13 protein-coding genes are annotated in these 14525 nt (G+C 61.7%); 8 read left to right on the top strand and 5 right to left on the bottom strand.

The window, feature by feature from the left end:
* Positions 1 to 125: 125 nt before the first annotated feature.
* From AC1RBR_RS18500 to AC1RBR_RS18510, 3 genes are all read right to left on the bottom strand, one after another.
* Positions 126 to 1139, bottom strand: coding sequence for a GNAT family N-acetyltransferase (locus AC1RBR_RS18500; RefSeq protein ID WP_492566005.1), 1014 nt, complete (start codon positions 1137 to 1139; stop codon positions 126 to 128).
* Positions 1140 to 1223: 84 nt separating this feature from the next.
* Positions 1224 to 2021 (bottom strand): substrate-binding periplasmic protein, encoded by a 798-nt coding sequence (locus tag AC1RBR_RS18505; protein WP_492566006.1) that lies wholly within the window; start codon positions 2019 to 2021, stop codon positions 1224 to 1226.
* Positions 2022 to 2113: 92 nt separating this feature from the next.
* Positions 2114 to 2737, bottom strand: a complete 624-nt coding sequence (locus tag AC1RBR_RS18510; RefSeq protein WP_492566008.1) for a TetR/AcrR family transcriptional regulator — start codon at positions 2735 to 2737, stop codon at positions 2114 to 2116.
* A gap of 183 nt (positions 2738 to 2920) precedes the next feature.
* Here AC1RBR_RS18510 and AC1RBR_RS18515 point away from each other — a divergent pair, with 183 nt between their 5' ends.
* From AC1RBR_RS18515 to ppnP, 8 genes are all read left to right on the top strand, one after another.
* Positions 2921 to 4711: an acyclic terpene utilization AtuA family protein gene (locus tag AC1RBR_RS18515; RefSeq protein WP_492566009.1), complete on the top strand. Its 1791-nt coding sequence runs from the start codon at positions 2921 to 2923 to the stop codon at positions 4709 to 4711.
* Positions 4712 to 4723: 12 nt separating this feature from the next.
* Positions 4724 to 5593, top strand: a complete 870-nt coding sequence (locus tag AC1RBR_RS18520; RefSeq protein WP_492566011.1) for an SDR family oxidoreductase — start codon at positions 4724 to 4726, stop codon at positions 5591 to 5593.
* A 3-nt stretch (positions 5594 to 5596) separates the two neighbouring features.
* Positions 5597 to 7213, top strand: coding sequence for a geranyl-CoA carboxylase subunit beta (atuC, locus tag AC1RBR_RS18525; RefSeq protein ID WP_492566013.1), 1617 nt, complete (start codon positions 5597 to 5599; stop codon positions 7211 to 7213).
* Positions 7214 to 7243: 30 nt separating this feature from the next.
* Entirely contained in the window at positions 7244 to 8401 is a 1158-nt protein-coding gene (atuD, locus tag AC1RBR_RS18530) for a citronellyl-CoA dehydrogenase (RefSeq protein ID WP_492566015.1), read from the top strand.
* A complete protein-coding gene (locus AC1RBR_RS18535; protein ID WP_492566017.1) occupies positions 8398 to 9195 on the top strand; it encodes an enoyl-CoA hydratase/isomerase family protein in 798 nt (265 codons plus the stop codon). Before atuD ends, AC1RBR_RS18535 begins: the two co-directional genes overlap by 4 nt.
* Positions 9196 to 9304: 109 nt before the next feature.
* Entirely contained in the window at positions 9305 to 11266 is a 1962-nt protein-coding gene (locus AC1RBR_RS18540) for an acetyl/propionyl/methylcrotonyl-CoA carboxylase subunit alpha (RefSeq protein ID WP_492566019.1), read from the top strand.
* Positions 11267 to 11336: 70 nt separating this feature from the next.
* Positions 11337 to 11879, top strand: coding sequence for a 3'-5' exonuclease (locus AC1RBR_RS18545; RefSeq protein ID WP_492566020.1), 543 nt, complete (start codon positions 11337 to 11339; stop codon positions 11877 to 11879).
* Between the two features lie 114 nt (positions 11880 to 11993).
* A complete protein-coding gene (ppnP, locus tag AC1RBR_RS18550) occupies positions 11994 to 12278 on the top strand; it encodes a pyrimidine/purine nucleoside phosphorylase (RefSeq protein ID WP_115983980.1) in 285 nt (94 codons plus the stop codon).
* Between the two features lie 70 nt (positions 12279 to 12348).
* Here ppnP and AC1RBR_RS18555 read toward each other — a convergent pair whose 3' ends face one another.
* Positions 12349 to 13155, bottom strand: a complete 807-nt coding sequence (locus AC1RBR_RS18555; RefSeq protein ID WP_492566022.1) for an MOSC domain-containing protein — start codon at positions 13153 to 13155, stop codon at positions 12349 to 12351.
* A 198-nt stretch (positions 13156 to 13353) separates the two neighbouring features.
* Complete coding sequence (locus AC1RBR_RS18560) at positions 13354 to 14289, bottom strand: chemotaxis protein CheV (RefSeq protein WP_095137331.1); 936 nt, start codon at positions 14287 to 14289, stop codon at positions 13354 to 13356.
* Between the last annotated feature and the right edge of the window lie 236 nt (positions 14290 to 14525).

Raw genomic sequence — 14525 nt, forward strand, 5'->3', positions numbered from 1 at the left:
TCGGCGTCAAGCCATTCGCGAGCAAGCCCGCTCCCACATTTGACCGGCGTACATCGGTCGATGTGGGAGCGGGCTTGCTCGCAAAGGCAGACCTGAGACCGCAATAGATCCCAGGCCTTGTCACCTCAGGCCAACTTGCACCGATCAAAAAACCGCTCACGCCCCAGAATCATCAACGCCGCACGCTTGTGCGGAAAGTCGAACTCCTTCTCGCAGTGGAAGCACTGGTTGTGCATGTGTCCGATCATCTTCGCGTTGTCGGCACGCGGTTCGGCGACCACACGCTGGGTCCGCGGATCATCCAGAAACAGGTAGTGCACCAACGCCGACAACCAGCTCGCGACCTTGTGCGGGCCACGGTGATTCTCTTCCCCCACCAGCATGTGAATGCCACGGTCGTAATTGTCGGCGTCGTAGAACGGCGCGATGCGATCTTCCTTGGCCCAGTAGGCTTCGAAATAAGCGAACGGCTGATCGTCGAAACAGCCGATCAGCGTCAGGGTGTGCGGATCGGCGTCGAGCTTGCTCAGGTATTCGCGATGCTGTTCAAGACTGCCCTCCTCCTGCCAGAAACTGGCGACTCGCGGACTGTTCTGCCAGCGATTGAAACGTGCCAGATCCTGCTCGATCTCCACCGTGCGCAGGGAAATCCACGCACCGAGACGCGCATCGAAGCGTCGATAGACTTCACCGCGCGGCTTGACCGGACGCAGCGGATGGCGCTTGCCCTGGCTGATCACCATTTGTTGCGGGTAGCTGCCCGTCAGCGAGGTGCCCAGCCAGGGTTGTGGCAACTGCCAGAACAGGGTGCGTTCGCAGCGGTACTCGCCAGCCACCTCGGTGTTGACCAGCAGGCCGCTGAGCAACGCTTCGGTGGGTGGCTGATCGAGTTGCCAGATCAATTGCTGGCAGTCCGGATCACGGGCGAACAGCCAGTAACAGGCCGCCCACAGCGCCTGGCCCACAGGCAGCGCATAACGCTCGTCGAGCTGGATCGGGCCTTTGGCCTGGCGATCCAGGCGCAGGCGAATCAGCGGTTGCCCATCCAGGCTCAGGCACAGACGGCTTTCAGTGGCATCGGCTACCAATTGGCTGCCCGAAGGCAAGGCCAGGGCAGTCAGGTCATTCAGATTGGACATGGGTCGGGCTCACGATAATCGTCGACAGTTCAACGATGGGACGTGAGCCGAGGGGGGAAATTTAGCCGCCCGGGTGAAAATCGCTCAGTCAGGCGACACCGGCACCACGGCAATTTTGTACGGATCGAAGATCTTCAGCATCTGGCCGTTGTCGCGCAAACCCTGCAGCAACTTGCCGAACGCCTCGCCGGTGATCGGTGCAGCCTCACGCAAAATGGCGTAGTGGTGGTAGATCTGATCGATGCGCTGCGACACCAGCAAATCGTCACCCACTTTCTCGTTGCGCAGCAGGTAATCGGACAGGTAGGAACGGGTCACCAGCGCGATGTCGGCTCGTCCGCGCAGGACCATCAACAGGTTGCTGTCATGGGAATAGGTCAGCGAGGCATTGAACGTATCCGCAAGGAATTTGGGATCGGCGTTGAAGTTGGCGAACTCATAGTGATAACCGCTGTACAACGCCAGGCGCTTGCCCTTGAGGTCAGTGAAATAACTCTCCTGACGACCGTCTTTGCGTTGCGCGACGAAAATTTCCGCATCTTCCAGGCCCATATCGACCGTGGTGTGGGGAGTGTCCTTCCAGCCCCACTCCGGGTTCTCGAAAATCGCCATGTCGGTGCGCCCTTCCTTCAAGTCGCCGAAGCGCCGGGGAATCGAGGTGGGCACCAGCACGAACTGATAGTCCTTTTGCAGCGTATTGAGCGCCTCGACCAATTGCGGCAGCAGGCCAGTGTCGGCACCACTCTCCGGACGCACGGTGTAAGGCGGAAAATGCGCCGCGCCGACCCGAACCAGTTGCGCTGCCTGCGCGGGCAACACCCAAGATACCGCCAGCGCTACGAGCAAAAGCCCTGCGGTCGTCCGAATTGGCGAAGACTTCAAAACACCCCACTCCCCGAAAAAATAACGATCAATGCATTCAAGCTAGGCGGTTTCGCCCAGTTAGCCAGTTTCCCGACCTGTCAGAAAGTGGACTAGCGCTCTTCGAGCACCAGAATCAGCGCTTCATCAGCCAACTGATCGAGACTCAGGCTGCCGCCGGCACGAAACCAGGTGGTGGTCCAGGACAGCGCGCCAGTGAGAAAACGTCGGGTAACAAATACATCGCCACGGATAAACCCCGCCTCCTTGGCTTCGCCCAGCACCTGCAACCAGATGTCTTCGTAGACATCGCGCAACGCCAGCACTCGGGCCTGACCTTCTTCGGACAGCGAACGCCATTCATAGACCAGCACCGCCATGGCTTCGCCGCTGCCGCCCATGATCGACTGCAATTCGCAGCGGATCAGCGCCAGCACCCGCTCGCGCACGTTACTGGCTTCGGCCAGTGCGGCGCGCATCAACGCGGTGTTGTAACGGATGGTTTCTTCCATCACTGCCCGGAGGATTTCATCCTTGCTTTTGAAATGATGAAAAATGCTCCCGGACTGGATCCCCACCGCCCCGGCCAGATCGCGCACGGTGGTGCGTTCATAACCCTTGTTGCGGAACAGGTGAGCGGCCACTTGCAGCAGTTTGCCGCGGGCGCTGTCAGGGTCGGTCAACTGGCCCTGGTCGACCAGTTCGCGCATGACCCTCAGGGCTTTTTGCTCGTCCACCCGTTCTCTCCTACAGTCGATCAGTCTGTTGCCCCCTGAACACGCAGGGTTGCGCGCAATTTAAGCCGCAGGCGGCAACCAAGCAAGCGCTTGGGCAGAAGATATTTGAGTGGTTTACAAACCAAGCGCTTGCTTGGTAGCCTCCAGACACTTCTGTCGCAGGTTCCTGAGTCGGAGATAATAATGCCAACTACCGTTCGGATCGGATGCGCCAGCGCATTCTGGGGTGACACCAGTACCGCCGCCGCACAACTTGTGGCCGGCGGGCAGCTGGATTATCTGGTGTTCGATTACCTCGCCGAAATCACCATGTCGATCATGGCCGGCGCGCGCATGAAGGACCCGCAGGTCGGATTCGCCGGGGACTTCGTCGAGGTGCTCACGCCACTGCTGCCGCAACTGGCCGAACAGAAGATCCGCGTCATCAGCAATGCCGGCGGAGTCAATCCACAGGCCTGTGCCGCGGCCCTGCAAACCGCCTGCGACAAGGCCGGGGTCAGCCTGAAAATCGCCGTGCTGCTCGGCGACGATCTGCAACCGCAATTCAAGCAACTCGCCGCCCAAGGCATCCACGAAATGTTCAACGGCGCGCCGCTGCCGCCGATGTGCGTCTCCACCAACGCCTACCTCGGCGCACCGGGCATCGTTGAGGCTCTGCGCCTGGGCGCCGACATCGTCATCACCGGGCGCGTGGTCGACAGCGCGGTGGTCAGCGCGGCGCTGGTGCATGAGTTCGGCTGGGCCTGGCACGACTACGACAAACTGGCCCAGGCCGCGCTCGCCGGGCACATCATCGAATGCGGCGCGCAATGCACCGGGGGCAATTTCACCGACTGGCGCGACGTGCCGGACTACGAACACATCGGTTTTCCCATCGTTGAAGTCAGCGCCGACGGCCAGTTCATCGTCAGCAAACCCGAAGGTTCCGGCGGCCTGGTGACACCGCTGACGGTTGGCGAGCAGATGCTTTATGAAATCGGTGATCCACAGGCCTATCTGTTGCCGGATGTGGTCTGCGATTTCACTCAGGTCAAACTGCAGCAACAGGGCAAAAACGCCGTGCATGTCCACGGTGCCAGAGGCTTGCCTGCGAGTGACAAATACAAGGTCAGCGCAACCTACCCGGACGGTTTCCGCTGCACCGCCAGTTGCCTGATCGCCGGCATCGATGCCGTGGACAAGGCGCGCCGCGTCAGTCAGGCAATCATCGACAAGACCGCGGAAATGTTCAGCCAACGCGGCTGGCCACCCTACAGCGAAGTCGACATCGAACTGCTCGGCAGCGAAGCCACCTACGGCCCGCACGGCCAGCGTCGGGACAGCCGCGAGGTGGTGATCAAACTCGCCGTGCGCCATCCGCTCAAACAGGCGCTGGTGCTGTTCTCTCGGGAAATCGCCCAGGCGGCCACCGGCATGGCACCGGGACTGACGGGAATCGTCGGCGGACGGCCGACGGTATACCCGCTGATCCGTCTGTTCTCGTTCCTGATCGATAAAACCGCCTGCACCCTGCACGTCGACATGGCCGGTGAACAGCATCCCTGCGCCCTCCCCGCGCAGACACCGCTCGACAGCCACGATCTGCCAATTCCCGACCAGCCACCCAAACCCCAGGGCCGCGCCGACGCGAGTGTGCTGTTGGTGAAACTGGCAGTGGCGCGCTCCGGCGACAAGGGCAATCACAGCAACATCGGCGTCCTGCCGCGCCGGCCGGAATACCTGCCGTGGATCGCCGAAGCGCTGACGCCGGCGGTGATCGTCGACTGGATGCGCCACGTGCTCGACCCGATTCACGGCCGGGTCGAACGCTGGTACCTGCCCGGCACCCACAGCCTGAATTTTCTGCTGGAGAACGCGCTTGGCGGCGGTGGCGTGGCGAGTCTGCGCATCGACCCACAGGGCAAGGCCTTCGCCCAGCAGTTGCTGGAAATCCAGATCCCGGTGCCGCAGAGCATCGCCGAACAACTCGACTAGAGGTTGGGCTTCATGGCTTACGCATCGATTTTCAAAGCCGATCTGTTCAGCGGCCAGACCATTATCGTCACCGGTGGCGGTAGTGGCATCGGGCGCTGCACCGCGCATGAACTGGCGGCGCTCGGGGCCAATGTGCTGCTGGTCGGACGCAAGCCGGAAAAACTGCAAAAGGTCGCCGCCGAAATCGCCGAAGACGGCGGCCGCGCCCATTGGCAGGCCTGCGACATCCGTGACGAAGACGCGGTGAAGCAACTGGTCGCCGGGCTGATCGCCGAACACGGGCCGATCCACGGTCTGGTCAACAATGCCGGCGGCCAGTACCCGTCGTCACTGGCCTCGATCAATCAGAAAGGTTTCGAAACCGTACTGCGCACCAATCTGGTCGGCGGCTTCCTGATGGCCCGGGAAGTGTTCAACCAATCGATGAGCAAACACGGCGGCAACATCGTCAACATGCTTGCCGACATGTGGGGCGGCATGCCCGGCATGGGCCACTCGGGCGCGGCACGTTCGGGGATGGACAACTTCACCAAAACCGCCGCGTTCGAGTGGGGGTACGCCGGGGTGCGGGTCAACGCGGTGGCGCCGGGTTGGATTGCGTCCAGCGGCATGGACACTTATGAGGGCGCGTTCAAAGCGGTGATCCCGACCCTGCGCGAACACGTGCCACTCAAACGCATCGGTACCGAATCGGAGGTCAGTGCAGCGATCGTTTTCCTGCTCAGTCCGGCGGCGGCGTTCATCAGCGGCAGCACCTTGAAAATCGATGGCGCGGCCAGTCTCGGCAGCCGCGCGTGGCCGTTGCACAAGGCAAGCCACAGCGAGTCGTTCAACGGTTTCCATCGGGCGTACCTGCCCGACGTGCTCAAGGACAAGGAGTAAGCCATGCCGCAGATCCAGTCCCGACTCGATCCGCACAGTGAAGCTTTCGCGCGCAACTGCGCGGCGATGCTCACGGCCATCGAGCAAGTCCAGCAACTGGAACAGAACCTGCTGAACAAGGCTGCCGAAGCCAAGGGCAAATTCGACAAACGCGGGCAACTGCTGCCCCGCGAACGCCTGAATCTGCTACTCGATCCCGGTGCGCCGTTCCTCGAACTGGCCAGCCTGGCCGGCTACAAGCTGCACGACGACAAGGACGGCAGCGCGGCCGGTGGCGGTCTGATCGCCGGCATCGGTTACGTGTCCGGCATCCGGGCGATGGTGGTGGCCAACAACAGCGCGATCAAGGGCGGCACGATCTCCCCCACCGGCCTGAAAAAATCCCTGCGCCTGCAACAGATCGCCCTGGAAAACAAACTGCCGGTGATCACCCTCGCCGAAAGCGGCGGCGCCAACCTCAATTATGCGGCGGAGATATTCGTCGAAGGCGCACGCAGTTTTGCCAATCAGGCGCGGATGTCGGCCATGGGCCTGCCGCAGATCACCGTGGTGCACGGCTCGGCCACGGCCGGTGGCGCCTATCAGCCGGGGCTGTCGGATTACGTGGTGGTGGTGCGCGGCAAGGCCAAGTTGTTTCTTGCCGGGCCGCCACTGCTCAAAGCCGCAACCGGCGAAGTCGCCACCGATGAAGAGCTGGGCGGCGCCGAGATGCACGCGCAGGTCGCCGGCACCGCCGAGTACCTGGCCGAGAACGATGCCGATGGCGTGCGCCTGGTCCGCGAGATCTTGCGCATGCTGCCGTGGAACGAGCAACTGCCGTGGCTGCCCGAGCCGCAATACAAGGCGCCGCTGTACCCGATCGACGAACTGCTCGGACTGATCCCCGACGACCCGAAGAAGCCCTACGACGTGCGCGAAATCGTTGCGCGGATTGCCGATGAATCGGAGTTTCTCGAATTCAAGGGCGAGTTCGATCAGCAAACCATCTGCGGCCAGTTGAAAATCCAGGGCCGTGCTTGCGGCTTGATCGGCAACAACGGCCCGATCACGCCGGCAGGCGCGAGCAAGGCCGCGCAGTTCATTCAACTGTGCGATCAGAGCCAGACGCCACTGCTGTTTTTCCACAACACCACCGGGTTCATGGTCGGCACCGAGTCCGAGCAGCAAGGCGTGATCAAACACGGCTCGAAACTGATTCAAGCGGTGGCCAATGCCCGAGTGCCTAAACTGACGATTGTCGTCGGTGGCTCCTACGGTGCCGGCAACTATGCGATGTGCGGACGCGGTCTCGATCCACGTTTCATCTTCGCCTGGCCCAACAGCCGCACCGCGGTGATGGGCGGCGCGCAGGCCGGCAAGGTGCTGCGCATCGTCACCGAGGCCAAACAGCTCAAGGAGGGACTGGTGCCGGATCCGAAAATGCTCGACATGCTCGAACAGGTCACCGCGCAGAAACTCGACAGCCAGTCCACCGCGCTCTACGGCAGCGCCAACCTGTGGGACGACGGCCTGATCGACCCGCGCGATACGCGCACCCTGCTCGGTTACCTGCTGGATATCTGCCACGAAGCCGACATCCGCGCGCTGCAACCCAACAGCTTCGGCGTCAGCCGCTTCTGACTGCCTCGGATCACAAGGAGAACAATAAAAATGATCTTCACCCCGGAACACGAAGCACTGCGCCGCACCGTCCGCCAATTCGTCGAACACGAGATCAATCCGCACGTCGATGAATGGGAAAAGGCCGGACGCTTTCCGATCCACGAGATTTTCCGCAAGGCCGGCGACCTCGGTCTGCTGGGGATTTCCAAACCGGAAAAATTCGGCGGCATGGGCCTCGACTACAGCTACTCGATTGTCGCCGCCGAAGAGTTCGGCACCATTCATTGTGGCGGCATTCCGATGTCGATCGGCGTGCAGACCGACATGTGCACCCCGGCGCTGGCCCGCTTCGGCTCCGATGAATTGCGCGACGAATTCCTGCGTCCGGCGATCACCGGCGAGCAGGTCGGTTGCATTGGGGTCTCGGAGGTCGGTGCCGGTTCCGACGTCGCCGGGCTCAAGACCAGCGCGCGCAAGGACGGCGACGACTACGTGATCAACGGCAGCAAGATGTGGATCACCAACTCGCCCAGCGCCGACTTCATCTGCCTGCTGACCAACACCTCGGACGACAAGCCGCACATCAACAAGTCGCTGATCATGGTGCCGATGAACACCCCGGGGATCAGCCTCAGCTCGCACCTGGACAAGCTCGGCATGCGCAGTTCGGAAACCGCCCAGGTGTTTTTCGACAACGTGCGTGTGCCGCAGCGCAACCGCATCGGCCACGAAGGCGCCGGGTTCATGATGCAGATGCTGCAGTTCCAGGAAGAACGCCTGTTCGGCGCGGCGAACATGATCAAGGGTCTGGAATATTGCGTCGACAGCACCATCGAGTACTGCAAGGAACGCAAGACCTTCGGCAACGCGCTGATCGACAATCAGGTGATCCACTTCCGCCTCGCCGAACTGCAGACCGAAATCGAATGCCTGCGGGCACTGGTCTATCAGGCCACCGAGCAATATGTGAAGGGTCAGGACGTCACGCGCCTGGCGTCGATGGCCAAACTCAAGGCCGGGCGTCTCGGCCGTGAGGTCAGCGACAGCTGCCTGCAATATTGGGGCGGCATGGGCTTCATGTGGGACAACCCGGTGGCCCGCGCCTATCGCGACGTGCGGCTGGTTTCGATCGGCGGCGGCGCCGACGAAATCATGCTGGGGATCATCTGCAAACTGATGGGCATCCTGCCGGGGAAAAAGAAATGAGCCCCCTGCCCGACTGCCAGACTCTGCTGCTGGAACAGCACGGCGGCGTGCTGCACATCACCCTCAATCGCCCGGACAGCCGCAATGCAATGAGCCTGCAGATGGTCGCCGAACTGCGCGCGGTGCTGGCGGCAGTGCGTGATGACCGCGGGGTTCGCGCTCTGGTCCTCAGCGGTGCCGGCGGACATTTCTGTGCCGGTGGCGATATCAAGGACATGGCCAATGCCCGTGCCCAAGGGGCCGACGCTTACCGCGAGTTGAACCGTGCCTTCGGTGCCCTGCTGCAAGAAGCTCAGGACGCACCACAAGTGCTGATCACCGTTTTACAGGGCGCAGTGCTCGGTGGTGGTTTCGGACTGGCTTGTGTCAGCGACATCGCCATGGCCGACCATCAGGCGCAGTTCGGTCTGCCGGAAACCAGCCTCGGTCTGCTGCCGGCGCAGATTGCGCCGTTCGTGGTGCAGCGCATCGGCCTGACCGAAACCCGCCGCCTGGCACTGACCGCTGCGCGCTTCGATGGCCATCAGGCTCGGCGGTTAGGGCTGGTGCATTTCGTCGAGCAGGATCCGCAGGCCCTGGCAGAACGCCTCGACGAAGTGCTCGCTCATGTTTTGTGCTGCGCACCCGAGGCGAATGCGGCGACGAAAAAACTACTGTTGGCCAGTGCCGGACAACCGTCGAGTGAATTGCTGGATGAAGCAGCGCGGTGGTTCAGCGAAGCGGTGACCGGGGCCGAAGGGATCGAGGGCACCATGGCTTTTGTGCAAAAACGTAAACCTGGGTGGGCCCCTTAAAAGCTTCGCGAGCAAGCCCGCTCCCACAGACGAAACGCATTCCAAATGTGGGAGCGGGCTTGCTCGCGAAGAGGCCAGCACCGACACCGCAAATTCCGAGGGAACAGCCATGCCCACCATCCACAAAATCCTGATCGCCAACCGCGGTGAAATCGCCTGCCGCATCCAGCGCACCGCACAGTCCCTCGGCTATCGCACCGTCGCCGTATTCAGCGATGCCGACGCCGATGCCCTGCACGTGCAGATGGCCGACCAAGCGGTAAACATCGGCCCGGCAGCGGTGCAACAGTCCTACCTGAACATCCCGGCGATCCTCGACGCCGCACGCCGCAGCGGTGCCGATGCGATCCATCCCGGCTACGGTTTTCTCTCGGAAAACGCCGGATTCGCCCGCGCCTGCGCAGAGGTCGGCCTGACCTTTATCGGCCCCAGCGCCGACGCCATCGAGCTGATGGGCAGCAAGCGTCTGTCGAAAATCGCCATGCTCGACGCCGGTGTTCCCTGCATTGCTGGCTATCAAGGCGCAGCGCAAGACGACGCCACCTTGCTGCGCGAAGCCGAGCGCATCGGCTACCCGCTGATGATCAAGGCCAGCGCTGGCGGTGGTGGGCGCGGCATGCGTCTGGTGCACAGCAGCGACGAATTACCTGCGCAACTGCGCACCGCCCGCTCCGAGGCGCTGAACGGTTTCGGCAGCGACGAACTGATCCTCGAACAGGCGCTGATCGAACCACGGCACGTCGAGGTGCAACTGTTCGGCGACCGCCATGGCAACCTGATCTACCTCGGCGAGCGCGATTGCTCGGTGCAGCGCCGCCATCAGAAAGTCATCGAGGAAGCACCCTGCCCGGTGATGACCCGCGAGTTGCGCCAGGCCATGGGCGAAGCGGCATTGAAGGCTGGTCGGGCAGTGAATTACGTCGGTGCTGGCACGGTCGAGTTTCTGCTCGATGCCGGTGGGCAGTTCTACTTTCTGGAAATGAACACTCGTCTGCAAGTCGAGCATCCGGTGACCGAGTTGATCACCGGGCAGGATCTGGTCGCCTGGCAATTGGCCGTCGCCGAAGGCCAGCCGCTGCCGTTGACGCAGGATCAGATCACGCTGAACGGCCACGCCATGGAAGTGCGTCTGTATGCCGAGGATCCGACGCAGAACTTCCTGCCGCAGACCGGTCGTGTGCAGGCCTGGGAACCGGCGCTGAGTCCGGGGGCGCGGATCGATCACGGCTTGCGCGAAGGTCAGTCGATCAGCCCTTTCTATGATCCGATGCTCGGCAAACTGATCGCCCACGGCGCCACCCGCGAGGAGGCACGCCGCAAGCTGCTGCGCGCGGTGCAGGACAGTGTGCTGCTCGGCGTCCAGAGTAATCAGCGTTTGCTGGTCAGCCTGCTGCAACATCCGCAGTTCATCAGCGGCGAGTTCAGCACCGCGTTCATTGCTCAGCACTTCACTGACCACCCGTCTCTGCATCCTTACGCCCCCACCGCTGAGGAACTGGCCATCGCCGCCGTGCTGTTTTATCAGTCTGGCGCGCAGGCGCATCGTGCGCCGCTCAAGGGCTGGCGCAACAATGTCGGCGCGCCACTTGATTACCGCGTCGGGCTTGAACAGCAGGACTGGATCGTGCAACTGCTCGCTGGCAGCGATGATCGCTTCACCGTGAACGTGATGCAGCGCGCACTGGCGCTGACCGTCATCGATTGCGACGAGCGCGCGGTGACACTGGAAGTCGACGGCCTGCGCCAACGTCACGCCTACCGGATCGATGGCGAAGAACTCTGGCTGTTCACCTACCCCGGCAACCTGCGCCTGGAGGATCGAACTCATGCGCTGATCAGCAGTCAGAGCAGCGTCAGCTCCGGCACACTGAAAGCGCCGATGGACGGTGCCATCGTCGACGTGCTGGTCAGCGAGGGCAGCCCGGTCAGCAAGGGTCAGTTGCTGGTGGTGCTGGAGGCAATGAAAATGGAGCACCCGCTCAAGGCCGGCATCGACGGCGTGCTCAAGCGGGTGCAGGTCAAGGTCGGCGATCAGGTAAAAAATCGTCAGGTTCTGTTGCAGGTCGAGTGAGTCGCCAGGCGCAAACGCAAGGTTTGACTACGCTCTGATCTATCAGGACGCTTAAATCAGGAAACCTGCGATGCCCCATTGGCTGGTCATTGATCTGGAAGCCACCACAGATGAAGGTGGCTGGCCGGTTACGGAAATGGAAATCATCGAAATCGGCGCGACGCTGGTCGACCGTGCCGGTCGCGAGCAGGATCACTTTCAGCGCTTCGTCAAACCGACCCGGCGGCCGTTGCTGACGCCGTTCTGCCGTGAGCTCACGCACATCACCCAGGCCAACATCGACGCCGCGCAGCCGTTGGACGAGGTCTGGCCGGCCTTCGAACGCTGGCTCGGCCAACACCAGACGCGCCTCGAAGGCTGGGCCAGTTGGGGCGATTACGACCGCAAGCAGTTGCTCCAGGAATGGCAGCGCCTGCAACTCGACAGCCTGCTGAGCCGGGTGCCGCACATGAACCTCAAGCAGCGCTTCGCCAAGGCCCGGCGCCTGGAGCGACCATTGGGGTTGAACGGCGCGCTGCAACTGGCCGGCTTGCAGTTCAGCGGGCAACAGCACCGGGCGCTGGAAGATGCGCGCAATACCGCGCGGTTGTTGCCATTGGTCTTGCCACTCTGAAGTCAGGTCGAGAACCCGCCGGACACGCTCCGGGCAGGTGACGGCGCCGGGAGCCTTGTGCATACTGACCGGCCCTTTTTAACCCCTGTTTGCCCTTTTCGAGAGGAATCGCCCATGTTCAAAGTCAACGAGTACTTCGACGGCACCGTCAAGTCGATCGCTTTTGGCACCGCTGAAGGTCCGGCGACCATCGGCGTCATGGCCCCGGGCGAATACGAATTCGGCACCGCTCAGCGTGAAATCATGCACGTGGTCTCCGGCGCGCTGACCGTCAAACTGCCAGACAGCAGCGACTGGGAAACCTTCGCCGCCGGCAGCCAGTTCAACGTTCCGGCCAACAGCAAGTTCCAGCTGAAGGTCGCCGTTGATAGCGCTTACCTGTGCGAATACCGCGGCTAAGTCCACGGCTTTTCCCGGTACAAAAATGCCCGTGTCCATGAACACGGGCATTTTTCATTTCGGGCATCGGTTACTCGAGGATTTCCACCGCCATTCCGACTTCCAGTTGACCATTGCTGTCATTGACCAGGTTCTGCCCGAACATCGCCCCATCGGCCTGCGCACGGTATTTCTGCAGGGTTGCCAGTGGTTCGCGATCAGCACTGCGTTCGCCGGTCTGCGGATCGATGGTGGTCAGAATGCAGCGCGAGCAAGGCTTCACCACGCGGAACTCGACATCACCGATGCGAATGCGCTTCCAGCCATCCTCGGCGAACGCCGCGCTGCCTTCGATCACCAGATTCGGCCGAAAGCGCAGCATCTCCAGCGGCCGTCCGACCTTTTGCACCAGATCCTCAAGTGACGCTTCGCCAATCAGCAATAGCGGGAAACCGTCGGCGAACGCGACCTGATCGTCCTCGCGGCCATAACCGGCCTGCGTCATGCGCGCGCGATCAAGTGGCACCTGCACCAGACGGGTCGGCTTGCCGATGAAATCGCTGACCCAACTGGCCGCTGCATCTCCGGCATCCGGAACCCGCAGGGTGTCACGCCAGATGGTCACACCGCGCAGGTCGGAATCGGCCTCGGGCAATGGCACGTCCAGCGCGGCAAGCCCGGGCGCACTGAGAGTCAGACCGCCCTGCGCGTTCCACAACGCCGACAGCTGACTCATTTTCGCTTCGGCCCGCTGGGTCAGAAAGCGCCCGCTGGCCTCGTCCACGAGCATCCAGCGTCGGTCCCCTGCAAGGCCCAGTTTGTCCAAGCCAATCGATTGCAGAATCTCGGGTTTGCCGGATTTCAACGGGTAACGATAAAGCGCGCTCAGACGCAGCATGGCCAGCTCCCTGGTGGGCAAAAACGCCACCCTATACGAGCTTTATCGGCGAATCAAAGCCTGATGCACGCACCCGCAAAGATAGTTTGTGGCGAGGGGATTTATCCCCGATGGGGCGCGAAGCGGCCCCACTTGAATCAAGAAAGCGGGACTGCTGCACAGTCCATCGGGGATAAATCCCCTCGCTACAGGTTTTCGTCAGGCTGGCACTTCATCGAGCATCAGACGCTGACGCACCACGTCGACCAGTTTGTCCGGCTGGAACTTGGAGAGGAAGTTGTCGCAACCGACCTTCTTCACCATCGAGTCGTTGAAGCTGCCGGACAGCGAGGTGTGCAACACCACGTAAAGACCGCGCAGACGCGGATCGTTGCGGATCTCGGTGGTCAGACGATAGCCGTCCATTTCCGGCATTTCCGCGTCGGTGAACACCATCAGCAGCTTGTCGGTCATGTTCACGCCGGTATCGGCCCAGCCCTTGAGCATGTTCAGCGCCTTCAGACCATCACTGGCGATGTGCATCTTCACCCCGAGCTGGCCGAGGGTGTCACGCAATTGAGAGAGCGCGACGTTGGAGTCGTCCACCAGCAGCACTTCGCGACCACGGGCACGCTCCAGTACCGGATCGTCGAGCTTGTCGCGCGAAACCTTGGCGTTGTACGGGACGATTTCAGCGAGCACTTTCTCGACGTCGATGATTTCCACCAGTTGATCGTCAACCTTGCTGATCGCGGTCAGGTAGTGCTGGCGGCCAGCACTGGTCGGCGGCGGCAGAATGGCTTCCCAGTTCATGTTGACGATGCGATCCACACCACCGACGAGGAAAGCCTGCACCGAACGGTTGTACTCGGTGACGATGATGGTGCTGTTCGGGCCCGGCACCAGCGGGCGCATGCCGATCGCCTGAGACAGGTCGATCACCGGCAGCGTCTGGCCGCGCAGGTTGACTACGCCGCAGACAAACGGATGACGCTGCGGCATCAGGGTCAGCTTCGGCAGTTGCAGAACTTCCTGAACCTTGAACACGTTGATCGCGAACAATTGGCGTCCGGCCAGTCGAAACATGAGAATTTCCAGGCGATTCTCACCCACCAGTTGCGTGCGTTGGTCTACCGTGTCGAGAATGCCGGCCATCAATGACTCCTGGGCTTGTTCTGATGAATTCACTACTAAGTGGGGTTATCGGCTGTTTATGGCGATTCTTGATCCCCACAAAATTCACCATCAAAATGCCACACACGGGCATTGATGTCACATTAACATCATGGTTTACTGACCCGGTGTTTTCATCTGCTGCATTCTCTTCTGGCGCGACCACAGTTTGCGCCACAGGTTCCCGTGTGTAAGGGAATCCCCTAGGAACAATCAGG

This window comes from Pseudomonas sp. GW823-FHT01D03 (assembly GCF_058798255.1).